Below are 23418 nucleotides of genomic sequence, written 5' to 3' on the forward strand. Positions count from 1 at the left end.
GTCATGACCGAGCACGGATGGGAGCGCGACTACGCGATCCTCGCGCTGCACATCAGCGACCTGGCCACCGGCGGCACGATCATCTACCGGGGCCCGCAGGAGTGGCGGGCGCAGGCCGCCGAGCAGTCCACCGAGCAGGGCGCCCCGCCACCGGGCAGGCTGGCCGAGGACGCCGACCGGTTACTGGAGCAGGCCCCGTCTCCGTACGCGGCCGCGAACCTGCGCGCGTTCCGCGCCGTCGCCCGCTACCTCGACGGCGAGCGGCCGTCCCTGGCCGACTACGCGGAGCAGTGCCTGGGCCTGCGCCCGCGGTGGCTGCCGGAGGAGGAGCTGGCGGCGGCGCACGACCGGCTGGACGCGGCGCTGCCGAAGACGCCCGGATCGCCGGCGGAGCGGCTGCACGCCTGGCGGCGGGCCCACACCCTGCGCGACATGGACCGGCTGCCGCACCTGGTGGACCTGGCGGTGGCCGAGACCCGGGCGCGTACCGCCGCCAGGATCATCCCGCTGCCGGACGACGAGGTCGTCGAATGCGTGACGGTGCCCGAGGCCACGTTCCACGCCGCCGGGCACTACGCGGGCGGGCACCGCTCGCAGATCCACATCAACGCCGGCATCCCGTTCAACGTCGCCGACCTGCTCTACGTCGTCGCCCACGAGGGGCATCCGGGGCACATCGCGGAGTCGATGTTCAAGGAGGAGCACGCCGAGGGCCGCATCGAGCGGCAGGTCAGGACGCTGCTCTCGCCGCCGTTCGTGATCAGTGAGGGTCTCGGGCTGCACGCCGAGCAGCTGATCTTCCCGGGCGACGAGGCGCAGAAGTGGCTCGCCGACCACGTCCTGCCCGAGCTGGGCATCGCCGCGGACGGCAGCGACCTCGCCGCGATCCACGAGGTCAAGAACGTGCTGTGGGGGGTGTGGGGCAACGCGGCGTTCCTCGCCGCCGAAGGGCGCTCCGACGCCGACCTGGCCGCCTACCTGTCGCGGTGGGCGCTGTACGACGACGACGAGGTGGCGCTCGCGCTCGGCCAGGTGCGCCCGTCGGTGATGAGCCCCTACCTGTTCTGCTACCACCACGGCTGGCGGCTGCTCGGCGCCTGGCTCGACGCCCCCGACCGCGACCGGCGGGTGCGCCGCCTGCTCACCGAGCCCCTCCTCCCCGCCGACCTGGCCGTGTGATCAGGGGGACGTGCGGAACCGGTCGGTCGCCTCGACGAGCAGCCGGCGGATGCCGGGCTCCGAGCCGCCGTGACCCGCGTCCTCGACGAGGTGGAGCTCCGCCTCCGGCCAGGCCCGATGCAGGTCCCACGCCTGGTCCGGAGGCGTCTTCATGTCGTAGCGGCCGTTGACGACGACCGCCGGGACGTGGCGGACGCGGTCGACGCCCGCGAGCAGGCCCTGCTCGGGGAGGAAGCCGCCGCCCGCGATGTAGTGGTGGAGGATGCGGGCGAACGCCACCACCTGGGCGTCGCCGAGATCGGGTGGCGGCACGGGCAGCAGCGTGTTGGCGGTCAGCTCCCAGCCCATCCAGGCGCGGGCGGCGGGGACGTGGACCGCCGGGTCGGGGTCGGTGAGACGGCGGCCGTAGGCGGCCACGAGGTCGTCCTGCTCGCGGGCGGGGATGGGAGCGACGAACGCCTCCCACTCGGCCGGGAACAGCCGCGCCGCGCCCTCCGGGGTGAACGTCCACGCCTCGTCCGACGGGCGGACGAGCCACACGCCGCGCAGCACCAGCTCGCTGACCCGGTCGGGGTGGGCCTGCGCGTACGCCAGGGCGAGGGTGCTGCCCCAGCTCCCGCCGAAGACGAGCCAGCGCTCGACCCCCAGGTGCCCGCGCAGCCGCTCGATGTCGCCGACCAGCTGCGGGGTGGTGTTGCGCTCCAGCGACACGGCCGGGTCCCCGGCGAAGGGGGTGCTGCGGCCGCAGTTGCGCTGGTCGAACAGCACGATCCGGTACGCGGCCGGGTCGAAGAACCGCCGGTTGTCGGGGAGCACGCCGCCGCCGGGGCCGCCGTGCAGGAACAGCGCGGGCTTGCCGGCGGGGTTCCCGCACGTCTCCCAGAAGATCTCGTCGCCGTCGCCGGCGGCGAGCATCCCGGAGTCGTACGGCTCGATCGGCGGATACCAGTCTCGAGGGGTCATGGGCACCCTTCCTACCAGTCACCCCCACTCCACCCGTCGTACGGGACCCGTGCAGTACGCCCGGCGGGGTAGCCGCGAAACGCTTCCCGTAGGCGGGCTACGGACTGCGCGGCCGGGCGCAACGTTCGCCGGACGTCCTGCGGCTCATCGAGGAGGCGAAGTCCGGCCCGGTCGCGCCCGCTCCCGGCCTGCGGCGGCGCACCTCGCGTGCGCCCCCTTGCGCGTGAGCGTGTACAACAGTCCCATGCAGGAGCGTCCTTCGGGCCGGGTGAGCGCCGACGACCTCGGAGCCGTCATCTCGGCGGTCCTCACCGGGTCACGGCTGCTGGTCGCCATCGCCGCCCGATCGCTGGCCGCCGTGCAGGACCGGGTGACGCTCCCCCAGTTCCGCATGCTCGTGGTGCTGGCCGCGTACGGCGAGACCAAGCTCGTCACCATGGCCGACCTGCTCGGCGTCAACAGCTCCACCGCCATGCGGATGGCCGACCGTCTGGTCGCCGCCGGGCTCGTCGTCCGCGAGGTCAACCCGCACAACCGACGGGAGAACCTGATGCGTCTCACCGGAGAGGGGCGCGGCCTGGTCGACGAGGTGACCGCGCGGCGGCGCGAGGAGATCGCCGCCATCGTGGCCCGCATGACGCCCGAGGAGTGCCAGGCCCTCGTCTCGGCCATGACCGCCTTCAACCGGGCGGGCGGCGAGCCGGCCGCGAGCCCCCACTACCCGCTCGGCTGGCCCGACCGGTAGCCGGCCTCGGCCGCGGCGGTCTTCAGGCCGAGTGCGGCCGACAGCTCGCGGGCCGTCTCGGCGACGACCGCGCCCATCTCGTGCAGTCTCTCCCGCGCGGCCGTGCGCGTCACCGCCACGCTGATCGCCGCCGTGATCAGCCCCCGGTGGTCGCGTACGGGCGCCGAGACGCCGGCGCTGCTGTCGTCCAGCTCGATGTCGGAGACCGCGTACCCGGCCGAGCGGACGTGGGCCAGGTCGGCGAGCCACTCCTCCTCCCCCGCGACCGCGCCTTCCAGCCCGGACGGCAGCACGGCGCGCAGCAGCTGCCGCACCCGCTCGTCCTCCCACTCGGCGAGCAGCGCGCGCCCGGCCGCCGCCATGATCACCGGTATGGAGACGCCCTCCCACACCCGGTGGTACACCCGCGACGACGGCATCGACAGCAGGGTCAGCACCTGGTTGCCGCGCAGCACGCACAGGTAGGCCTCCTCGTCGAAGGCGACCGTCAGCCGCCGCAGGAACGGCGCGGCCACCTGTACGAGCCGGGAATGCTGGGTCCGCGCGGCGAGCGCGAACAAGCGCCAGCCGAGCCGGTAACGCCGCGTGACCGGGTCACGCTCCACCATGCCTTCGAGTTCGAGCGCCCGTAGCGCCCGGGAGACCTGACTCTTCTCCCTGTCCAGCCGCTGGGCGATCCAGCTGACGCCGAACCCGTCCGCGTCCCTGTCGTCGCCGTGACCTGCGAGAAGTTCCAGGATCTCCATGTCCCGGCGCAGGCCGGCCGAGGGCGCCGGCGGCTTGTCACTCATCCTTGTCCGTTCATGCCGAAACCATCACTGTTTTGTTGCGATAGTTGCACCTAAGTTTGCACTCAACGCAACTGGTGCCATACGTTTACGAGCCGTTGCAAGCGTAAGCGAAGGTGGTTCCTTTAATGAGTTTCGGCGAGTACGTGATCTCCCGATGGGACACCCTCTCGCTGGCCGCCGCCGAGCACGCCCTGGTCGTGGCGATCGCCATCGCCCTGGCCGCGGTGATCGGAGTCGGCGTCGGGATCCTCGGTCACGGCTCGCCACGGGTGCGGGAGACGTCGATCGCCGCCGCCGCGGCCATCCTGACCGTCCCCTCGCTGGCCCTGATGACCCTGCTCATCCCCCTGACCGGTCTCGGCTGGGGCTCCACGCTGATCTCCCTCACCGTGTACGCGTTCCTGCCGATCATCCGCAACACCGTGACGGGGCTGCGCGGCCTGGACGCCGCCACCGTCGAGGCGGGCCGCGGCATGGGCCTGAGCCGCCTGCGCCTGCTGGCGCAGGTGCAGCTCCCGCTGGCCTGGCCGCTGATCCTGACCGGCATCCGCATCTCCACGCAGATGGTCATCGGCATCGCCGCCATCGCCGCCTTCGTCGACGGGCCCGGCCTGGGCAACCAGATCTTCGAGGGCCTGTCGCGGCTGGGCTCGGTCAACTCGCTCAACGCCACACTCGCCGGGACGCTCGGCATCGTCGTGATCGCCGTGCTGTTCGACCTGTTCTTCTTCGCCGTCCGCCACCTGACCACCCCGAGGGGGCTTCGTGTTCGACCGTGACACCGACGGCGTGCGCATCGAGCTGCGCGCGCTGACCAAGCACTACCCGGGCCAACCGGCCCCCGCGGTCGACAACATCACGATGGACATCCCGGCCGGCGAGCTGGTCGTCTTCGTCGGCCCGTCCGGCTGCGGCAAGACGACCACGATGAAGATGATCAACCGGCTGGTGGAGCCCACCTCCGGCGAGATCCGCATCGGCGGCAAGGACGTGCTCAGCCTCGACCCCGACGAGCTGCGCCGCCACATCGGATACGCCATCCAGCAGGTCGGCCTCTTCCCCCACCAGACCGTCGCGCAGAACATCGCCCTGGTCCCCAAGCTGCTCGGCTGGCCGCAGGCCAAGGTCGACGCCCGCGTCGAGGAGCTGCTCGCGCTGGTCAGCCTGGAGCCGTCCGCCTTCCGCGACCGCTACCCGCGCCAGCTGTCGGGCGGCCAGCAGCAACGCGTCGGCGTCGCCCGGGCCCTGGCCGCCGACCCACCCGTGATGCTCATGGACGAGCCGTTCGGCGCCACCGACCCGATCACCCGCGAGCACCTGCAGAACGAGTTCGTCCGGCTGCAGAAGCAGCTGCGCAAGACCATCATCTTCGTCACCCACGACTTCGAGGAGGCCATCAAGCTGGGCGACCGCATCGCCGTCCTGCGCGAGGGCTCCCACATCGCCCAGTACGACACTCCCGCCGCCATCCTGAGCGACCCGGCCGACGACTACGTCGCGGGCTTCATCGGCCAGGACGCCACGCTCAAGCGGCTGGCGCTGGTGCGGGTGTCCGACATCTCCATCGCCGACCCGCTGCCTGACCCGGCGTTGCCGCAGGTCACGGCCGAGGCGAGCCTGCGCGAGGCCCTCGACGTCATGCTGGCCCACGGCTCCGACCGGTGCGGTACGCCGTCCGGCGTGCTCACCTACGCCGCGCTGTGCGCGGCCGTGGGCAGCCGGCCGGAGGAGGCGGTGTCAGGAGGAGATGTCCGGTGACCGCTGAGACCCTGGCCACCGGGCGGGTCCGCGCCCCCGGGCGCCTGCCCTTCGGCCCGCGTCACCTGATCGTCCCCATCGCCGTCGGCGCCGTGCTGCTGGCCCTGTACGCGTGGGTCGGCACGCTCGAGCTCGACTCCATCGAGCAGCGCAGCCTCAACCGCTCCGTCATCCTGGCCAAGGCCGTCGAGCACCTGCAGATGACGGTCGCCGCGACCGCCCTCGTCGTGGTCATCGCGATCCCGCTGGGCGTGCTGGCCTCCCGATCCAGGAACCGGCTGGTCGCGCCGGTCATCCTCACCGCCGGCAACCTCGGCCAGGCCGTCCCCTGCATCGGCCTGCTCGTGCTGTGCACGTTCCTCATGGGCGTGGGCTTCCAGACCGCGCTGGTCGGCCTGGTCGCGTACGCGGTGCTGCCCGTGCTGCGCAACACCATGGTCGGCGTGCAGCAGGTCGACCCGGCGCTCATCGAGGCGGCCCGCGGCATGGGCATGACGCGCGGGCAGGTGCTGCGCCGCGTCGAGCTCAAGCTGGCCGTGCCCGCGATCCTGGCCGGGCTGCGCACCGCGCTGGTGCTGACCGTCGGCGTCGCCACGCTGGGCGCGTTCGTCGCCGCGGGCGGCTACGGCGAGCTGATCATCAACGGGCTCAAGCTGAACCGCATGCCCGTGACCATCGTCGGCGGCGTGCTCACCGCGTGCATCGCCTTCCTCGTCGACTGGCTGGGCGGCCTGGCCGAGGACCTGCTCAAGCCGCGCGGCATCTGACCCTGTTTCCCCCGATCACCAATCAAGAGGTGTCTTTGTAATGCTTTTCCCCCTCCGACGGACGTTCGCCATGCTCGCCGCCGCCGCACTGACCATGACGGGAGTGAGCGCCTGCGGATCCGGTGACACCGTCGAGGCAGCCAGCGCGGGCGACGAGTTGGCGGGCGCCAAGCTCATCGTCGGCTCCAAGGACTTCACCGAGAACATCGTGCTCGGCAACATCGCCCTGCAGGTGCTGAAGGCGCACGGAGCCGAGGTCGTCGACAAGATCAACCTCGGCGGCACCGTGACCAACCGCAAGGCCCTGGAAGCCGGCGAGATCGACCTGTACTGGGAGTACTCCGGCACCGGCTGGATCGAGCACCTGAAGAACGCCGAGCCCATCCAGGACTCCGCCGAGCAGTTCAAGGCCACCGCCGCCCAGGACCTGGAGAAGAACAAGATCCACTGGATCGGCCCGACGCCGCTGAACAACACCTACGCCCTGGCCATCCGCTCGGAGAAGGCCACGGAGCTCGGCGTCAAGACGCTCTCCGACGTCGCCGAGCTGGCCAGGACCAAGCCGGAAGAGGTCACGATCTGCATCGAGACCGAGTTCTCCACCCGCGACGACGGCCTGCCCGGCCTGACCAAGGCGTACGACATGACCATCCCGAAGGACCGCGTCTCCCTGCTCGACACCGGTGTCGTCTACACCGAGACCGACAAGGGGCAGACCTGCAACTTCGGCGAGGTGTTCACCACCGACGGCCGCATCGCCGCGCTCGGCCTCACGGTGCTGGAGGACGACAAGAAGTTCTTCCCGGTCTACAACGCGGCCGTGACCCTGCGGCAGGAGACGTACGACAAGCACCCGGCGCTGGAGCAGGTGCTCCAGCCCGTGATCGCCAAGCTGGACGACGCCACCATGCAGAAGCTCAACGCCCGCGTCGACGTCGAGGGCCAGGAGCCGGCCACGGTCTCCGCCGAGTGGCTGGACGAGCAGGGCTTCCTCGGCTCCTCCGCCGCCTGACACCGCCGCGATGGCCGCACCCCCCGCCGCGCCGACGCAGGACGTCCGCCTGCGCTCGTGGGAGCGCAGGACGGATCCGGTCCTGCTCGGCGTCGGCCTGCTCTTCCTGGTGAGCTGGGCGCTGCCGATCGTGCTGCCCCGGCTCCCCGGCGAGGCCGTCGCGTGGCTGGAGCTCCTGCAGCAGGTGGCGTGGGTGCTCTTCGCCGCGGACTACGTGATCCGGCTGTGCCTGGCCGAGCGCCGCGGGCGGTTCGTCGTGGCGCACCTGCCGTCGCTGCTGGTCGTGCTGCTGCCGCTGCTGCGCCCCCTGGCCGTGCTGCGCTCGCTGCTGCTGCTGACCGCGCTGATGCGCCGGGTCACGCTGCCGCTGCGCATGCGCGTCACCGTGTACGTCAGCGGCTGGGCCTGCTTCCTCGCCCTGGTCGGCGGCATCGCGGTGCTGGACGCCGAGCGCGACGCCCCCGGCGCCACGATCGTCACGCTGGCCGACGCCCTGTGGTGGTCACTGACCACCATGACCACGGTCGGCTACGGCGACCTGTCCCCCACCACGGGACAGGGACGGCTCATCGCCGCCGTGCTGATGCTGTCGGGCATCGCGCTGCTGGGTGTCGTCACGGCGTCGATCGCCGCCTGGTTCGTGGAGCGGTTCCAGGAGTCGTCGGCCGCCGAAGAACGCGGCCAGGCCGACCTCCGGCTCGTCCTGGAGGAGCTGCGGACGGTCCGCGCCCGCCTCGACGAGCTCCAGGCTTCCCGGGAATAGGCGGCGGCTCGCCCCGGTTTCTTTGCATCATGCAATGATGATCCGGTCTCACCGGGGAGGACAGTGCTGGAACGAAGGCGACCGATGAGTGGTCAGTGGGCGCTGCGCCGGCTGCCGTTCGTCGTCATGCCGGCGGTGGCGCTGACCGACCTGCTCGCGGGCCCGTCGCTGGGATTCCTGCCGCTGCTCACACTCGGGCCGAGCTTCGCCTCGGTCACGGGCAGCGTGCGGCGCACCGCGATCGCCGGAATGGTGGCGCTCGTGCTGGCCGTCCTCCTCGGCGCCTACAACGGGGTGCTGTCCACCTGGCAGCACGACCTCAGCCTCGCCACGATCGTCAGCGTCACCGGCGCGAGCATGCTCGCCGGCCACCTGCGGCTGCGGCGCGAACGCGAGCTGGCCGACGTCCGCCTGGTGGCCGAGACCGCCCAGCGCGTGCTGCTGCGCCCGGTGCCGCGCAAGGCCGCCGACCTGCGGGTGGCGCTGTCCTACACCTCGGCCGCGGCCGGCGCCCGCATCGGCGGCGACCTGTACGAGGTCGTCACCACCCCCTACGGTGTGCGGCTGCTCATCGGGGACGTGCAGGGCAAGGGACTGGACGCGGTCGAGACGGCCGCGTGGGTGCTCGGCGCGTTCCGCGAGGCCGCGTACGACGAGGCCGACCTCAGCAGCGTCGGTGAACGGCTGGAGTCGAGCCTGGCCCGGCAGCTGGGCGGCGAGACGTTCGTGACGGCGATCGTCGCCGAAGTGCGGAACGGGTGCATCACCCTGCTCAACCACGGCCATCCCCCGCCCTACCTGATCAGCGCCGACGGGACGGCCGCCGCGCTGGAGCCGCCCGCCGAGGGGCTGCCGCTGGGGCTCGGCGCCCTGCATCCCGAACGACCGAAACCGAGCCAGGCGGACTTCCGCGAGGGCGACCGCATTCTGTTCTTCACCGACGGCGTGATCGAGGCCCGGGACGCCGCCGGTGACTTCTATCCCCTCCCCGAACGCATCGGCCTGCTCCTGACCGGCGACCCGCAAACGGCCTTGAACGCGCTGGGCGCCGACCTCGTCCGCCACACCGGCGGTCCCCTCCACGACGACGCCGCCATGCTCCTCCTCCACCGGCACACGGGATGAGGCCCGCCATGCCCCCCGGTCCCGAAGGCAGTCCCTCGTCCTCCTCCCCCGCACGTCCACCGCGCCCGCAACTCGCACCGTCCCCCGACGCGAAAGCACCGCGCCAGGAGCCCTTCTCGTCTCCCGGCGCGGGAACGGCTCGGCCGGTGCCCGTACCGGATCCTGAGGAGGGGACGGGGCGGGGGTGGCGCGTTGTCGTGGTGGAGGTCTCGGGGGCGCTCGACCTGGACGCCTGTGATGAGCTGCGGGCGCGGCTGGGGCGGGCGTTGGCGCTGCACGATCCGCCGCTGATCGCCCTCGGGGTGGGCGGTGTGACCTCCGCCGACTCCTTCGGGCTCACCGTTCTGCTGGCCGCCGACCGGCACGCTCGGTCGTCGGGCGGCCGGATGGTGGCGTACGCGGCCGGGCTCACCCTCCGCAAAACCCTGCGCGACCGGGCGCTCGACGGGGTCCTGGACCTCCGCCCGTCTCTCGCCGAGGCGCTGCGGACGCTGCGCGAGCACCCGGGCGCGTGGGCTTGAACCTCACGCAACGACAGGTCTTAGCGTTGCTGTCGTGATCGGGAAAGACGCCGCCGAACGCCGATGGAGCATCGGCGAACTCGCTCGGATGACCGGTTCGACCGTACGCACGCTGCACCACTACGACGAGATCGGCCTGCTGCGGGCGAGCGGGCGAACCGCCTCGGGCCACCGCCGCTACACCGCGGAGGACCTGCGGCGGCTGTACCAGGTACGGACGCTGCGTGCGCTCGGGATTCCCCTGGAGCAGATCAAGGGCGTGCTCGCGGCCTCGTCGCAGGATCTGGCGGGGATGCACGGCCTGCTGGCGGCTCAGCTGAGGCGGCTGACCGCGCAGGCGGACACGATTCAGCAGCTCATCCAGCAGGTCAGCGGACTGCTGCAGCGGCTGGAGGCGGGGTCGATGCCCGATCCGGACCAGTTCATGACGACCTTGGAGATGATCTCCGTGCTGGAGAACTACCTCACCGAAGAGCAGCTCGAGCAGCTGGCCCGCCGCCGCGAGGCGCTGGGCCCGGAGGCGGTCGAGGAGACCAAGACCCGCTGGGCCGGGCTGGTCGAGCAGTTGCTCGGCCATGTGGAGCTCGACACCCCGGTCGATGATCCGCGGGTACGGGATCTCCTGCACCAGTGGGACACGATCGGCATGCCCTTCCGGCCCGAAGGCACCACCGACGAGCAGCTCGCGCGGATACGGGCGGCGGTCCAGCACCTGTGGCAGGACCACAGCGGCGACATCCTCCGCAACCTCCCCTGGCCGGCCGAGAAGATGATCGCACTGTACGCCTACCTGGACCGGGCCAGGGCCGCCCGGGACTGAAGGCGGATTCCACCTGAGGCCCGGCGCTTTACACTGTAGATTTCTTGGCTAGTGCGAGATGCTGATGACGGCCCTCCTGCCCTGCACCGCCAGGACGCGGACGTCGATGCCGTTGACGGAGCTGACGCCTGACGGGTTCGGCGTCTGCTCGCCGAAGGTCGCCATCATGCCCCCGCTGAAGGAGGTGAAGCTCACCGCGCCGTCCTCCACCGTGAACTCGACCGTCCCCAGGCCCCACTTCGGGGCCAGCTCCACCGACTGCCCGTCGGCGACCACGACCTCACAGTCGGCGTCGCGGCACGCCCGCAACCGCGCGCCGTCCCGCGCCTGCAGAGCGCCCGCACCCCGCGGCGGCTCCGCGGCGGAGGACGACTCAGGCTCGGACGGGGCCTCGCGCTCCGGCGGCGTCTCGGGAGCGGTCGGCGTCTCCGGCTCGGGCGGGGCCGAGGAGACGGAGGTGGACTCCGGCGCCGTGACCGGCTCCCCGCCACCGGACCCGCAACCGGCGAGCAACAGGCACACCGCCACCACACCCGCTCGAACGACCGGCTGATCCCCCATGGTCACTCCCCGTTCTCCGTACGCCCCGAACGACGTCTTCACACGTCAAGCAGCAGTCTGCGGCCACCGCCCCGGGACCGGTCCCGCGCTCAGCCGAGGTCGAGCGGGCCGGTGATGTGGAAGCTCTCGTCGAGAACGGCGACGAGACGGCCGGCGGCGCGCGGGCAGGTCTCGCCCGCCCACGCGTCGACCCGTGCCAGGAAGCCCCGCAGGCTCGCGTGGACGGCCGACAGGAGTCCGGGCAGGTCGGCGAGCGGGATCCGCACCTCGTGGGCCGGCTCCTGCCGGAGTCGTACGGCCTCGCCGGCGCGTTCGAGGCCGGCGCGTTCGAGGCCGGCGCGTTCGAGGCCGGCGCGTTCGAGGCCGATGTGTTCGAGTTCGGTGTCGGGGTCGTGCCCCAGCCAGGGGCTCTGCCCGTGCAGGACGTCGGCCCACTCGCGCCAGTTCTCCAGGCCGCAGCAGCAGCCGGGGAGAACGCGGTGGCCGGTGGCGGTGTCCGTGACGCGCAGGCCGCCCGGGGCGATCAGGCGTTCCGCCTCGATCAGGTGCCGGTCGAGGCTGAGGTGCAGGTCGGCGACGGGCTCGGCGGGGATGCCGGCGTACGCGACGATGACCGCCATCGCGGTGCCCACCTCGGCCGGGGACAGGCCGCCCGAGAGGGCGATGAGGCGGTCATCCGACGGCTCGGCGATCGGCCACGCGGTGAAGTCCCGCGCGTCGTGCGTCTCCAGGACGGCGTCCATGACGATCATGCGGCTGATCATGGCACGCCACCGCACCGCCCGGCATCGCCGTCATCGTCGCGATCGGCGTTCGGCGCCGGTCGTAGCGCCTGCCCGCGCATGGCCGCTACCAGCGGTTGCGGGCTTTCTCGGCCCAGCCGGTCAGGCCGTCCAGGGGGATCCAGGAGCCGTCGTCGGCGCGGGCCCTGCCGGTGAAGTGGCCGAAGCACTGGTGCGTCTCGCTGCCCACCACGCCGAGCTCGGTCCGGGACGCGTGCTCGTGAAACGGCTGGAACCCGGCCTCGACGCGCGGGCCGCGGATCCGCCAGGGCCGCAGCCAGTCCGTACGGTCGTAGTGCCACTCCAACTCGTCGCCGATCTTGTGCAGCCGGCCTTCGACGAAAAGCGCGTTCTCGGTCGAGCCGGTCCGGTCGGTCCACTTGCCGCCGAGCTGGATCGCCCGGCCCGGCCCGCTGCCGGCCGCCCAGTTCCATGTGACCGCGTACGGCCATTTGCCGCGCCCGTGGTCGAGCACGGCGAACGACCCCTCCTCGGGCACCGCGAACTCCTCCGCGCCCAGGCGCAGCCGGCCGCGGACCGGGCGGCCGACGTCCTTGACCGTGTACTGGAAGCGGTGGGGACCCCACGGCACCACGACGCCGAGCGACTCGTGCCCCTCGGGCAGCGGCACCTCCACCTCCAGCTCGACCTCCGGCGCGACGGCTGAGATCGAGGTGCCGCCGGGACTCTGGGCGATGTCGATGCGCACGCCGCCGCCGCGGACGGACGCGGTGCCCGTACCGCTCCTGTCCGGGAACACGGCGTGGCGCGCGAACGGCACCACGACGTCCTTGGCGGTCTCCCGTCCCGTGGCGCGGTCGAGCACGTAGACGCCGTGCAGCCCGGCGTAGTCGAGGGAGGAGGCGACCAGGCCCACGATGTGCGTCGGGGTCACGATCCCCCAGTACTCCCAGCGTTTGGCGCGTCCCCACCCGCGCAGGTTCGCGCGGTGCAGGGGACGCCTGGTCCAGCCGATCGCCGCCGGGTCGAGCCGCCCGTCGGGCAGGCACAGGTCGACGGGTTCGGTGATCTCGCGCTCGTGGGTCATGGCGGCGTGGGCCTTCCGGCAAGGAGACGGCAGAACATGATGAGGCGTCATGTTAAGCGCGTCAGACGTCTGCCAGGAAGGACCTTTGAGCAGGGGGTTCACTCGATCCCGGCCCCGGGCGCACAGTCGTGGCCGTAACGGACATCCCGCCGGCGAGAGCGAGCGGCGAGGAGGGCGGGCGGCCTCCCGCCGCCCGCCCGATCGCTTCGCCGCGCTGAAAGCCCGGATCGCGCCGAGCACCTCGACGCGCGTGAACGAACGAACGTCACTCCCCCGCGAACGATCCGGAGATCGATATGTCTGGCGCCATTCGCCGGCAAGAAGATTGAAAGCCCGTGCCATTCACGGGAAAGCCAACTGAAATCGGTCCATTTCATGATGTGGGCATTCCACCGAGGAAAGGACCCCCCGATGAACACCAACCGCGTCCTCGCCGGCCTCGCACTCGCCAGCGCCGCCGCCATGACGCTCGCCCCCGCCGCCCAGGCCGCCACGAGCACCGCGGCGACCACCGGCCCCGCCGCGTCGGAGGCCGCCTCCGCCAAGGTCTGGGGCCCGTACTACGCGCCCGGCCGGGCCGCCAAGACCCTCGGCACGCTCACCGCGAGGGGCGAGGACCACGCCGACCTGCCCACCGCCGACACCGTGCGGGTCAGCGGCCTGGTGTACGACCAGACGCGCAGGAGCGCCTGCGGCTGGGCCGTCTTCCGCGTCACCTACCGCGACGGCTCCGACCTGCCCAACAGGCTGCACAGCGTCCGCGACTGCTCCTACCGCGACGCCAAGCGGTACACGTTCACCTACCGCGACGTCTACCAGGTCGAGCTCAAGGTCTGCTCCGAGGCCACCTCCCGGCCGTCCCTCACCTGCCTGTACGCGGGCACCTGGAAGACGCTCTACCTGTCCAAGTGACACGGGCAAAACCACCGGAAATTCGTACCTATATATCGGCATATGTCCCTTATGTCGTTTCCAGTAGCGCAGGCGGGGGATCAACGAAGGGACACCTCGACCGAGGCCCGGCACCGCTGACACCGCGGCACCGGGCCCGTCGTCTCCGAACCCCGCGGCGGCACGTCGCCGGGGACCGGAACTCACGGGGAGGTTCTTCGATGGCCTACCACCACGCCCGACAGGTCACCGGCTGGGTCGGCTGGATCTGGTTCGGCGGCCTGATGATGATCCTGGCCGGGCTCTTCAACATCATCACGGGACTCGCGGCGATCTCCGCCGAACGCGTCTACGTGGCGACTCCCTCCCGGCTCCTGCTCTTCGGCGTCAGCACCTGGGGCTGGCTGCACCTCATCCTGGGCGTGCTCATCCTGGCCACCGGCATCGCCGTCATGATCGGCCAGACCTGGGCCAGGGTCGTGGGCGCCGTCCTGGTCATGCTGAACGCTCTGACCCAGCTCACCTGGATCGCCGTCAATCCCTGGTGGTCCCTCGCCGTCATCGCGATCGACGTGCTCGTGCTGTACGCGATCATCGTCCACGGCCGCGAGACCAGACCGGACTGACGTCGAACCGCGCCGGAGAGCCGCCCCACGGCCTGTGGGGCGGCTCCTTCATGTGCGGCACACCCGCAGGTCGGCGAAGACGGGCAGGTGGTCGGAGGCGTCGCAGGCGACGACCCAGGCCGCGGCGACCTCGACGCCCGGCGAGGTGAACACGTAGTCGATGCGCGCGTCCGGCCCGCCCGCCGGGTACGTACGGCCGTCGCCCTCCCCCGCCCTCGGCCAGGCGTCGGCCAGCACCTCCGCGAGCACGCGGATCTCGGGCGTGCCGGGCCGGGCGTTGAGGTCGCCGGTGAGCACCACCGGTCCGGCGCGGGAGGCGGCCGGCGGTCCGATCGCGCGGGCCTGTTCGAGGCGTTCGTCCGCGTCGTTGTTCTGCAGGTGCGCGTTGAAGACCTGGACGCGCACCCCGCGCACCGCCACCAGCGCGCGCAGCAGGCCGCGCTGCTCGTGTCCGGGCCGGCGGGGCAGCCAGGTGTTGTCCCCTTCGAGGACGGGATGGCGCGTCAGGATCGCGGTGCCGTACCTGCGGCGTGGCCGGCCGGGGGTGGGCGGGTCGCGGTCGAGGTTGGCGCCGTACACCAGGCGGGCCCGCAGCCGCCCCGCCAGCCAGGACGCCTGGTCGGCGAAGGCGCTGCGCTCGGACCAGTGGCGGTCCACCTCCTGCAGGCAGGCGACGTCCGCGCTCTCGACGACGCGGGCGATCCGCTCCAGGTCGAGCCGGCCGTCCGCGCCCACACCGTGGTGGACGTTGAAGGACACCACCCGCAGGACGCCCGGCGGCCGCGGGCGCCGGAACCGGGCGCCGCTCAGATCACGCATCCGCCCTCGCGGAGGTCGCCGGACTCCGCCATGCGGCGGCAGCCGGGGCATCGGGTGAAACTGTCGGCCGTGCACGGCAGCTCGAACCGCCCGGCCGGCCCCCCGGTCCCATGAGATCGCTTGGCTTCTGTCGGGACGGAAGTCGCTCAGCGGCCGCCCCACTTCACCGACGCGACCCGGTCGGGCCTCTTGGTCATGATGCCGTCGACGCCGTACGACATCAGGCGGCGGATGACCGGTTTGCGGCCTCCCGCGATGACGTAGACGCGCATGCCCTTGCCGTGCAGCTCGCGGACGTACTCCGCGCTGACGCCGCGCTGCGGCAGCGTGACGCCCTTGACGTAGCCGGCCAGGTTGGGCAGCTGCTCCATGGCCGACTTGCCGAGCACCAGGATCGGGACGTCGGGCACCATGCCGTGCAGCACCCGCATCGCCCGCCAGTCGAACGAGTGCACCGCGAGCGGCTCGCCGCGCCACTGGTCGCGGGTCTCCTGCAGCTCGGCGGCGACCTGGCGGTCGATGTCGGGGCTGCCCGGCGGGTGCTTGATCTCCAGCAGCAGCCCGGTGCCGCTGCCGCCGAGCAGGTCGATCGCCTCCCTGAGGGTGGGCACGCGCTCGCCCCGGTGGCGCGCGGAGAACCACGAACCGGCGTCGAGGCGCCGGATCTCGGCCAGCGTGAAGTCGGAGATCCGCCACGGGGAGCGCCCCGGGAAGACCTGCTCGACGTTGGTGGTCCGCGCCAGCGTCTCGTCGTGCATGAGGACGAGCCGCCGGTCCTTGGTCTGCTGTACGTCGAACTCGCACATGTCGGCCTGCTGGGCCCTGGCCAGCGCGCAGGCGGCAAGCGTGTTCTCGGGAGCGTAGGCGGAGCCGCCCCGGTGTGCGATGACCTCGACGTCCTCTGGAGCGGCCCACGCGGGACCGGCCAAGGAGGCCATGGTGGCGGTGATGACGGCGCCGAGCAGGCGGTACATGTTCCTCCCCCGGTTAGATCCATGCCGACCCGACCCCGACGCGCGCGTCTTATGTCGAGTTACGCAGAAAAGTGCCCACAAGAGCGACCAATGACCGTTTTCAACCGGCGTGTCGGGACATTTCTGAGCGGACTTTGGTCATCACGAGAGAACGGCTTGGCGACCCCGGGCGGGTTTTGGCAGCCCTTTCTGGGCTCACGTACCAGCCGGAAGCATGGAGCCGGGATTCGGTGGAGAAATCCCCACAAAACGCTTTCTCGCACGCTCGACGCAGTTCGCCTCGGGCATCGTCGTCCTGGTCGACGAACCGACGTGACCGGCACGATACGTTGCCGTCATGACGCCAGAACGGATATTGGCCGAGTATCCGGACGACACGGGCACCGTCCTGTTCCTGGCCCGCCGGCGCGACGACGTGCCGCAGCCGGTGGTCGAGCTCGTCGAGCGTCACCGGTCGCCCGATCCCGCGCGCTCTCATGATCACCGTAAGGTCGTCGTCCCGGTCGCCGCGCTCGGCGTCGCGGTGCCGTACTTCGAGCAGCGGCTCGGCCCGGTGCGCCGCACCGGCGGCCTGGCGGACCGGCTGATCGCCTGCTGGGCCGTGCTGGCCGGCCGGCGCACCCCGCGAGAGCTCGACGAGGTCACGGGCTTCTCCAGCCGCGACCCTGTCACCCTGGTGGCCGCGTACTGCGTCGACGCGGGGATCTCACATGAGCTGATGCGGGACTGGGACGGCGCGACGCTGCGGCGGATCCGCCGCCACGTTCTCCTGCGGACACCTCCCGAGCCCGGCGGCTACCACCGCCACCTCGTCCTGGAGATCGGCGACAGGGACGGGCGGGAAGGCCGGGTGGAATTCCTCGAGTCGTACCGGCTCCCCGGAAGCCCGGTCTCTCCGCACACGGTCACGGCGGACTGCGCGGCGCTGGACCCGCTGGTGGCGGTTCTCGAGACCCGTCTGGGCCTCTCCCGCGCCGGAGACCTGGAACACCGCCTGGTCGACGCCTTCACGACAGCGATCGAGCGCGGCGAATTAGGCGCCCACCTGCCGTTCCGGCTCAACCGCGACCGCGTACGCGCCTGGTTCGAGGAGGCCGGACTGACCTGCCGCCTGGACGGGCCGCGCCGCCACCACGACCTCTTGCGCACGCACGAACTGCCGGGCGGGGGCTCGCTGTTCCTGAGCCTCGACGTCCGGACCGTGGAGGGCCGGCCCCGCGTCGAGTTCGGCCAGATGTACGCTCCCGCCGATCGGCGGGACGACGGCAGGCCGGAGCGCGGCAGCGTGCTCGTCGCGCTGACGTGGCTGGACCCGCTGGTCGCGTTCCTCCGGCGGAGCCTCGGCCTGCCGGCGCGGCCCGGCACGGAGGACGACCTGTTCGACTGCTTCACCGCCCTGGCCGAACGCGGCGACCTGGGCGCCGCGCCAGGGGAAGGGCGCTCGCCCCAGGACAACGCCGGCCAGGTCGCGGCGTGGTGCGCCGCGGCCGGGGTGCCGCACGAGTTGCGGGGCGAACGTACGCGCACCCTGCTCAAGGCCTACCGGGACGGGGCCGGCTGCCTCTTCACGTTGACCGTGTCGCTGGACACCCGTGTCGCGAGCGCGCCCGCGGTGCGGCTCACCGCCGTCCGCTTCCACGAGCACTACGACTACGCGGCGCGCGTGGGAGACGGAGGGCGGGAGTACGTTTACGGCGTCGCGCTCTCGCACGTGCCCGCGGAGCCGCTCGCCGACGTCCTGGAACGACGGCTCGGAGTGCGGCCGGACGGGCAGGACACCGACGAGCGGCTGATCCGTTGCCTAAACGCCCTGGTGGAGCGCGGCGAGCTGGGCGCCGGCCTGCCTCTGAGGGCCAACCGGGACCGGGTCGCCGCGCTCTTCGCGGACCTCGGCGAGGTCACCACCGATTCATGGAACTGGTTCGGCGACTGACGTCCGCACCTTCCTGAACACCACCAGCTCGCTGCGATGGTCCGCGCCGATCGGCTCCCACGCGGCGGGCCGGATGCCGGCCGACATGAGGACGGAGCCGTGCCACCGGGAGCCGTCGCCGGTCATCTCGTACAGCGCGTCGGGGTCGAGGCCCGTCAGCCGCAGGTGGCGTGGCCCGCGCTTGGCGTTGCCGAGCGGGTTGTAGACCAGCACCACGACGCGGTCGTCCAGGACGTACTGCACCGCCGAGCGCTCCTGGCCGGGCGTGCCCGCCAGGCGGTACTGGCGGCCGTGCTGCACGACCGGGCGGATCTCCTTGTACTGGGCGATCAGCTCGGCCGCCTCGGCCAGCTCGCCGGACGTCCACTCGGGCAGGTTGCCGCCGATCCCCAGCACCCCGGCCATGGCCACGTGGAAGCGGTAGCGGAGCGGCATGGCCCGCCGGGTCGTGGGGTTGGGCGAGTCGGTGACCCACGCCGACATGGTGCCGGCCGGGTAGAGCTGCGAGAAACCGTGCTGGACGGTCTGCCGGTCGCGGGCGTCGGTGTTGTCCGACGGCCAGACCTCGTCGGTGCGGCGCATGATGCCGAAGTCGATCCGGCCGCCGCCGCCCGAGCACGACTCGATCCGCAGCCGCGGGTGGCGCTCGCGCAGCAGGTCCATCACGCGGTAGACGTTGCGCGTGTGCTCGATCCAGACCCGGTCCTGCTCCGCCTCCCGTTCGGGCCAGCCCGCCTGGGTGAACGGGCGGTTCATGTCCCATTTGAGGTAGTCGAGGTCCAGCTCGGTCACCAGCCGGTCCAGCCGGCCGAACGCCCAGTCGCGGACGTCGTCGCGGGCGAAGTTGAGGACGAGCTGGCCGCGCTTCTCGTCTCTGCGCCGGTGCGTCATGTGCAGAGCCCAGTCGGGGTGCGCGCGGTACAGGTCGCTGTCGCGGCTGACGCACTCGGGCTCGACCCACAGGCCGACGCGCATCCCCGTGTCGCGGATGCCGTCGAGCAGCCGGCGCAACCCGTCGGGGAAGCGCTCGCGGTGCGGCCACCAGTCGCCCAGCGAGGTGGTGTCGTCATCGCGGCCGCCGAACCAGCCGTCGTCGATGACGAACAGCTCGACGCCGAGACCGGCGGCGATCTTGGCGAGTTCGAGCTGGTGCGCCTCGGTGACGGCGAACGTGGTCGCCTCCCACGAGTTGTACAGCACCGGCCGCTCCTCGCGGGCGGTGGGCAGCACGTGCCGGCGGGCGTACTCGTGCCAGGACCTGCTGGCCGCGCCGAACCCGCCGGCGGAATACAGGCCGAGCGCCGCCGGTGAGACCAGCTCCTCCCCGGGGGCGAGCGTCCAGCGCAGCCCGTCGTGGCCGAAGCCGCCCGAGACGCAGACCCCGCCTTCGGGGCGGTGAGTGGTGGTCAGGCGCCAGCTTCCGCTCCAGGCCAGGGCGACGCCCCAGACCTCGCCGTGCTCCTCGGTGGCCGCGCCGTCGTCGATCATCACCCACGGGTTCGCGGTGTGGCTGGTGACGCCCTGGCGGCTGGTGAAGACCAGCTCGCCGACCGGCAGCGGCCCCCGCTGGAGCTGCAGCTCCTCCGCCCACGCGCCGAAGACGCCGCTGTAGCGGTACGACGCCGCGTCGGGGACGAACCAGTTGCCCGAGTCCAGCCGGGTGACGGTCACCTCGGCGTCCGAACGGTGCCGGACGGTGGTCCAGCGTTCGATCACGTCGGTGTCGTCGCGGACCCGGACGGACAGCACGATCTCGAACGGGTGGTACGCGTCCACCAGCAGGAGATCGAGCCGCTGCGCCCCGCCGCCCTCGTCATGGACGCTCGCCCCGGCGAACGACGGCTCCAGCGAGCGCACATGACCGAACGCGACCTGCAGGGACGGCGTGCTCCACCGGGTGCCGCCGTCGACCGGCAGCAGCTCCTCGACCTCGGCGGGCGTGGAGAAGCTGCTGACGTGCCGGCGCGCGCCGGAGGCCGCGACCTGGCGCGCGGCCTCGGCCGGCAACCTCGGTCCCCAGTACTTCTGCCGTGGTGTGGCCTCCCCGGTGAGCGGGTCGATCTCCACGGCGATGACGTAGGTGGAGGCGGGCGTGGTGATCGCCCACTGGTGATCGTCGAGAGGAGTTACAGGCATCGGCGTCCCCCGAGATGCTGGATCGATCAGGCCGCTGGAGACTAAACCCGATTAGTGCACGCGGTCAATGAACCCATCCCGATCTAGTGGGAGATCTCCGGCATGAGGTGATTGAGACCACTTCTTTACTTGACAAGAAGAATAAATCGGGCGAACCATGGGCCCCGTGTTCTCACAGAGCGCATCAGCCCCTGTGCGGCTGACCGACGCCATGCGATCGGTGTTCGTCGAGCTGCTCGTGCACGGGCCGCTGTCCAGGGCCGAGGTGGCGCGGCGGCTGGCCCTGTCGCCGTCCGCGCTGACCAAGGTCACCAAACCGTTCATCGAGGCGGGCTATCTGCTGGAGGCGGCGGGTGAGGGCCCGGCTACCGTCGGGCGGCCGTCGCAGCCCCTGCAGGTGGACGCCTCCCGCATGGCGTTCGTCGGGATCAAGCTCACCGAGGACGAGCTCTTCGCCGTACGCACCGACCTGAGGGCCACCATCCAGAAGGAGGTCGCCAGACCGCTGGCCGGTCACGAGATCGACCACGTGTGCGGCCAGATCGCCGACGTGGTGGGCGAGCTGACCGTGCCCGGCAGTCCGCTGTCGGCCGTGGGCATCAGCCTCGCCGGGACCGCCTCGCCGAGCGATCCCGTCGTGCACACCTCGCCGTTCCTCGGCTGGAGCCAGTTGCCGCTGGCCAAGCTGGTCGAGGAGGCCGTGTCCGTGCCCACGGTGCTGGACAACGACGTGCGGGCGCTGACCGCGGCACAACAGTGGTTCGGAGAGGGCGTCGGACACGCGTCGTTCGCCCTGGTCACGGTCGGCGCGGGCATCGGCTGCGGGCTGGTCGTCGGCGACCGGCTGGTCACCGGGCAGTCCGGCGGGACCGGGCTGGTCGGCCATCTGCAGATCGACGACCACGGCCCCCTGTGCGAACGGGGGCACCGCGGGTGCGCCCGCGCCTACGCCAGCTCGCCCGCCATCCGCCGCTCGATCGCCTCGGCGCTCGACCTGCCCGATCTCACCTTCGACGACTGCCTCGCCATGGCGGCCGGCGGCCACCCCGTCGCCCGCCGGGTGTTCGACGACGCGGGCGCCGCCCTCGGCCAGGTGGTGGCCACCGTCGCCAACATCACCGGCCCCGAGCTGGTGATCCTTTCCGGCGAGACAGTCCACATGTACCAGGTGTGCGCGGAGGCTTTCCAGGCCGCGCTCATCCGCCACACCCACTGGACGACCACTCCCGTACGGGTGGCCGTCAAGCCCTTCGCCTTCAACGAGTGGGCGAGGGGAGCGGCCGTCACCGCTCTCCAGCATCTGCTGCTGCACCGCTGATCAATCGCCGGCGGGCACGAGGAGGTCAGATGACCAGTGATACCGTCCGCGCCGCACCGCGTCCCACGGCCGGGACAGTGCCCGACAAAGCCCCTCCGCGCCGACGACGCCTGGGCGACCTGCCCATCGCGATCGTGTTCGTCCTCCCGGCGGCGATCGGCTTCGCGGTCTTCTACGTGTGGCCCGCCGTCCGCGGCGCGTACCTGAGCCTGACCAAGTACAACGTTCTCACCCCACCCCGCTTCATCGGGCTGGAGAACTACCGGCAACTGTTCGGTGACCATTTGTTCTGGAACGCGCTGAAGGTCACCGCCGAGTACGTGGTGCTCAACATCGGCGCGCAGACCGTGATCTCGATGGTGCTGGCCGTCCTGCTGCACCGGCTGACCAGGTCGATGGTGGTGCGCGGGATCGTGCTGCTGCCCTACCTGGTGGCGAACGTGGTCGTGGCCCTGGTGTGGTTCTGGATGCTCGACTTCCAGCTCGGCGTGGTGAACCAGGTGATCGAGTGGCTGGGCTTCGACCGGGTGGCGTTCTTCGGCGCCGACCTGGGCATCGCCACCATCGCCATGATCAACACCTGGCGGCACATGGGGTACACCGCGCTGCTCATCTTCGCCGGCCTGCTGATGATCCCGCCGAGCGTCTACGAGGCCGCCGCGATCGACGGGGCCTCGGAGTGGCGGACGTTCTGGCGGGTCACGCTGCCCCTGCTGCGGCCGGTCATGGCGCTGGTCATGGTGCTGAGCGTCATCGGGTCGTTCCAGGTCTTCGACACCGTCGCCGTCACCACGGGAGGCGGTCCCATCAACGCCACCCGGGTCATCTACTTCTACATCTACGACATGGCGTTCAACCGGTTCAACTTCGGTTACGCCGCCGCGCTGTCGTCCGTGCTGTTCGTGCTGCTGGCCGGGATCGCCTACCTGCAGCTCCGCCTGTCCCGGGCGGGCGAGTCGGATCTGAAGGGAGCGTGATGGCCTCCATCCGCTGGGGCCGGGTCGCCGGCTGGGCCGTTCTCGTGCTGGTCATGGTGGCCACGTTGTTCCCCTTCTACTGGATGTTGCGCACGTCGTTCTCCAGCACCCGCTCGCTGGCCGCGGGCGCGGGCGACCTGCTGCCCGTGGACTTCACGCTCGGCGCGTACCGCCGGGTGCTGGGCCTGTCGAGCACCGCCGAGGCGGTGGCGGAGGGCGGGTCGACCGGCACCGTCGACTTCTGGCTCTACCTGCGCAACTCCATCGTGGTCGCGACCACGGTCACGGCCGGGCAGGTGTTCTTCAGCTCGATGGCCGCCTACGCCTTCGCCCGGCTGCGCTGGCCCGGCCGCGAGGCCGTCTTCACGCTCTTCGTCACCGCCCTGATGGTGCCGCCGATCTTCACCACGCTGCCCAACTTCGTGCTGATCAAGGATCTGGGGCTGCTCAACACCTACCTCGGCATCATCCTGCCGCACCTGCTCATGACGCCGTTCGCGGTGTTCTTCCTGCGGCAGTTCTTCCTCGGGATCAACGCGAGCGTGGAGGAGGCCGCGCGTCTCGACGGCGCCGGGCACGTGCGGACGTTCTTCCGCATCATCCTGCCGATGAGCAAGGGGCCGATCAGCACGCTCGCCATCCTCGTCTACATCACCAGCTGGAACGACTACTTCTGGCCCCTGCTGGTGGGCAAGGCGGAGAACGTCCGGGTGCTCACGGTCGCGCTCGGCATCTTCCGCTCCCAGACCCCGCAGGGCTCCCCCGACTGGGCCGGGCTGATGGCCGCGACGCTCTTCGCCGCGTTGCCGATGATCGTGCTGTTCGCCCTGCTCGGCCGCCGGGTCATCGACTCCATCGGCTACACCGGCGTCAAGTGAACGCCGTCCCCCCATCCACGGAAGGTTCGAA

24 protein-coding genes are annotated in these 23418 nt (G+C 71.5%); 16 read left to right on the forward strand and 8 right to left on the reverse strand.

Going from position 1 to position 23418, the window contains the following annotated elements:
* Window positions 1–3: 3 nt before the first annotated feature.
* The gene (locus ACIBP6_RS08575; RefSeq protein ID WP_397050128.1) at window positions 4–1179 is read left to right on the forward strand and encodes a hypothetical protein; all 1176 of its coding nucleotides are present in this window, start codon (window positions 4–6) and stop codon (window positions 1177–1179) included.
* Here ACIBP6_RS08575 and pip read toward each other — a convergent pair whose 3' ends face one another.
* On the reverse strand, window positions 1180–2142 hold the full coding sequence (gene pip / locus ACIBP6_RS08580) for a prolyl aminopeptidase (protein ID WP_397050130.1): 963 nt from the start codon (window positions 2140–2142) through the stop codon (window positions 1180–1182).
* Window positions 2143–2386: 244 nt separating this feature from the next.
* Here pip and ACIBP6_RS08585 point away from each other — a divergent pair, with 244 nt between their 5' ends.
* Window positions 2387–2887, forward strand: a complete 501-nt coding sequence (locus ACIBP6_RS08585) for a MarR family winged helix-turn-helix transcriptional regulator (RefSeq protein ID WP_397050132.1) — start codon at window positions 2387–2389, stop codon at window positions 2885–2887.
* On the opposite strand, the gene ACIBP6_RS08590 is transcribed toward ACIBP6_RS08585, so the two are convergent.
* Window positions 2860–3678: an IclR family transcriptional regulator gene (locus tag ACIBP6_RS08590; RefSeq protein ID WP_397050134.1), complete on the reverse strand. Its 819-nt coding sequence runs from the start codon at window positions 3676–3678 to the stop codon at window positions 2860–2862. The two genes, ACIBP6_RS08585 and ACIBP6_RS08590, sit on opposite strands and share 28 nt — an antisense overlap.
* Window positions 3679–3803: 125 nt before the next feature.
* Between ACIBP6_RS08590 and ACIBP6_RS08595 the strand changes: the two genes are divergently transcribed.
* From ACIBP6_RS08595 to ACIBP6_RS08630, 8 genes are all read left to right on the forward strand, one after another.
* Entirely contained in the window at window positions 3804–4457 is a 654-nt protein-coding gene (locus tag ACIBP6_RS08595) for an ABC transporter permease (RefSeq protein WP_397050136.1), read from the forward strand.
* Complete coding sequence (locus tag ACIBP6_RS08600) at window positions 4444–5436, forward strand: ABC transporter ATP-binding protein (protein ID WP_397050138.1); 993 nt, start codon at window positions 4444–4446, stop codon at window positions 5434–5436. The genes ACIBP6_RS08595 and ACIBP6_RS08600 overlap by 14 nt, the downstream gene beginning before the upstream one ends.
* Entirely contained in the window at window positions 5433–6203 is a 771-nt protein-coding gene (locus tag ACIBP6_RS08605) for an ABC transporter permease (RefSeq protein ID WP_132617058.1), read from the forward strand. Before ACIBP6_RS08600 ends, ACIBP6_RS08605 begins: the two co-directional genes overlap by 4 nt.
* 40 nt (window positions 6204–6243) lie before the next feature.
* The gene (locus tag ACIBP6_RS08610; protein WP_397050140.1) at window positions 6244–7215 is read left to right on the forward strand and encodes a glycine betaine ABC transporter substrate-binding protein; all 972 of its coding nucleotides are present in this window, start codon (window positions 6244–6246) and stop codon (window positions 7213–7215) included.
* A gap of 10 nt (window positions 7216–7225) precedes the next feature.
* Complete coding sequence (locus ACIBP6_RS08615) at window positions 7226–7978, forward strand: potassium channel family protein (protein ID WP_397050142.1); 753 nt, start codon at window positions 7226–7228, stop codon at window positions 7976–7978.
* Between the two features lie 84 nt (window positions 7979–8062).
* Entirely contained in the window at window positions 8063–9103 is a 1041-nt protein-coding gene (locus ACIBP6_RS08620; RefSeq protein ID WP_397050144.1) for a PP2C family protein-serine/threonine phosphatase, read from the forward strand.
* A gap of 197 nt (window positions 9104–9300) precedes the next feature.
* Window positions 9301–9624 carry an STAS domain-containing protein gene (locus ACIBP6_RS08625; protein WP_397050146.1) on the forward strand — a complete coding sequence of 108 codons (324 nt, stop codon included), beginning with the start codon at window positions 9301–9303 and terminating at the stop codon, window positions 9622–9624.
* A gap of 34 nt (window positions 9625–9658) precedes the next feature.
* Entirely contained in the window at window positions 9659–10444 is a 786-nt protein-coding gene (locus ACIBP6_RS08630; RefSeq protein ID WP_397050148.1) for a MerR family transcriptional regulator, read from the forward strand.
* A gap of 48 nt (window positions 10445–10492) precedes the next feature.
* Here ACIBP6_RS08630 and ACIBP6_RS08635 read toward each other — a convergent pair whose 3' ends face one another.
* The 3 genes from ACIBP6_RS08635 to ACIBP6_RS08645 all read right to left on the reverse strand — a co-directional run bounded on the left by ACIBP6_RS08635 (window position 10493) and on the right by ACIBP6_RS08645 (window position 12835).
* The gene (locus ACIBP6_RS08635) at window positions 10493–11005 is read right to left on the reverse strand and encodes a hypothetical protein (RefSeq protein ID WP_397050150.1); all 513 of its coding nucleotides are present in this window, start codon (window positions 11003–11005) and stop codon (window positions 10493–10495) included.
* Between the two features lie 89 nt (window positions 11006–11094).
* Window positions 11095–11757: a hypothetical protein gene (locus ACIBP6_RS08640; protein WP_397050152.1), complete on the reverse strand. Its 663-nt coding sequence runs from the start codon at window positions 11755–11757 to the stop codon at window positions 11095–11097.
* A 97-nt stretch (window positions 11758–11854) separates the two neighbouring features.
* Window positions 11855–12835, reverse strand: coding sequence for a DUF2804 domain-containing protein (locus ACIBP6_RS08645; RefSeq protein WP_397050154.1), 981 nt, complete (start codon window positions 12833–12835; stop codon window positions 11855–11857).
* A 411-nt stretch (window positions 12836–13246) separates the two neighbouring features.
* Here ACIBP6_RS08645 and ACIBP6_RS08650 point away from each other — a divergent pair, with 411 nt between their 5' ends.
* Both ACIBP6_RS08650 and ACIBP6_RS08655 read left to right on the forward strand, forming a co-directional pair.
* On the forward strand, window positions 13247–13747 hold the full coding sequence (locus ACIBP6_RS08650; protein WP_397050156.1) for a hypothetical protein: 501 nt from the start codon (window positions 13247–13249) through the stop codon (window positions 13745–13747).
* A gap of 200 nt (window positions 13748–13947) precedes the next feature.
* Window positions 13948–14352 carry a DUF7144 family membrane protein gene (locus ACIBP6_RS08655; protein ID WP_397050157.1) on the forward strand — a complete coding sequence of 135 codons (405 nt, stop codon included), beginning with the start codon at window positions 13948–13950 and terminating at the stop codon, window positions 14350–14352.
* A gap of 48 nt (window positions 14353–14400) precedes the next feature.
* Here ACIBP6_RS08655 and ACIBP6_RS08660 read toward each other — a convergent pair whose 3' ends face one another.
* Window positions 14401–15171, reverse strand: a complete 771-nt coding sequence (locus tag ACIBP6_RS08660) for an endonuclease/exonuclease/phosphatase family protein (RefSeq protein WP_397050159.1) — start codon at window positions 15169–15171, stop codon at window positions 14401–14403.
* 146 nt (window positions 15172–15317) lie between these two features.
* Entirely contained in the window at window positions 15318–16145 is an 828-nt protein-coding gene (locus tag ACIBP6_RS08665; RefSeq protein WP_397050161.1) for a glycerophosphodiester phosphodiesterase, read from the reverse strand.
* A 337-nt stretch (window positions 16146–16482) separates the two neighbouring features.
* On the opposite strand from ACIBP6_RS08665, the gene ACIBP6_RS08670 reads away from it, so the two are divergent.
* Window positions 16483–18078: a hypothetical protein gene (locus ACIBP6_RS08670; RefSeq protein WP_397050163.1), complete on the forward strand. Its 1596-nt coding sequence runs from the start codon at window positions 16483–16485 to the stop codon at window positions 18076–18078.
* Here the strand turns inward: ACIBP6_RS08670 and ACIBP6_RS08675 are convergent.
* The gene (locus ACIBP6_RS08675) at window positions 18055–20214 is read right to left on the reverse strand and encodes an alpha-galactosidase (protein ID WP_397050165.1); all 2160 of its coding nucleotides are present in this window, start codon (window positions 20212–20214) and stop codon (window positions 18055–18057) included. The two genes, ACIBP6_RS08670 and ACIBP6_RS08675, sit on opposite strands and share 24 nt — an antisense overlap.
* A gap of 166 nt (window positions 20215–20380) precedes the next feature.
* Between ACIBP6_RS08675 and ACIBP6_RS08680 the strand changes: the two genes are divergently transcribed.
* Genes ACIBP6_RS08680 through ACIBP6_RS08690 form a run of 3 tightly spaced genes read left to right on the forward strand, consistent with a single transcriptional unit; the run spans window position 20381 to window position 23387 of the window.
* Entirely contained in the window at window positions 20381–21532 is a 1152-nt protein-coding gene (locus ACIBP6_RS08680; protein ID WP_397050167.1) for an ROK family protein, read from the forward strand.
* 29 nt (window positions 21533–21561) lie between these two features.
* The gene (locus ACIBP6_RS08685; protein WP_397050169.1) at window positions 21562–22509 is read left to right on the forward strand and encodes a carbohydrate ABC transporter permease; all 948 of its coding nucleotides are present in this window, start codon (window positions 21562–21564) and stop codon (window positions 22507–22509) included.
* On the forward strand, window positions 22509–23387 hold the full coding sequence (locus ACIBP6_RS08690; RefSeq protein ID WP_397050171.1) for a carbohydrate ABC transporter permease: 879 nt from the start codon (window positions 22509–22511) through the stop codon (window positions 23385–23387). Before ACIBP6_RS08685 ends, ACIBP6_RS08690 begins: the two co-directional genes overlap by 1 nt.
* Window positions 23388–23418: the final 31 nt, after the last annotated feature.

This window comes from Nonomuraea terrae (assembly GCF_044465245.1).
GTDB lineage: Bacteria > Actinomycetota > Actinomycetes > Streptosporangiales > Streptosporangiaceae > Nonomuraea > Nonomuraea terrae.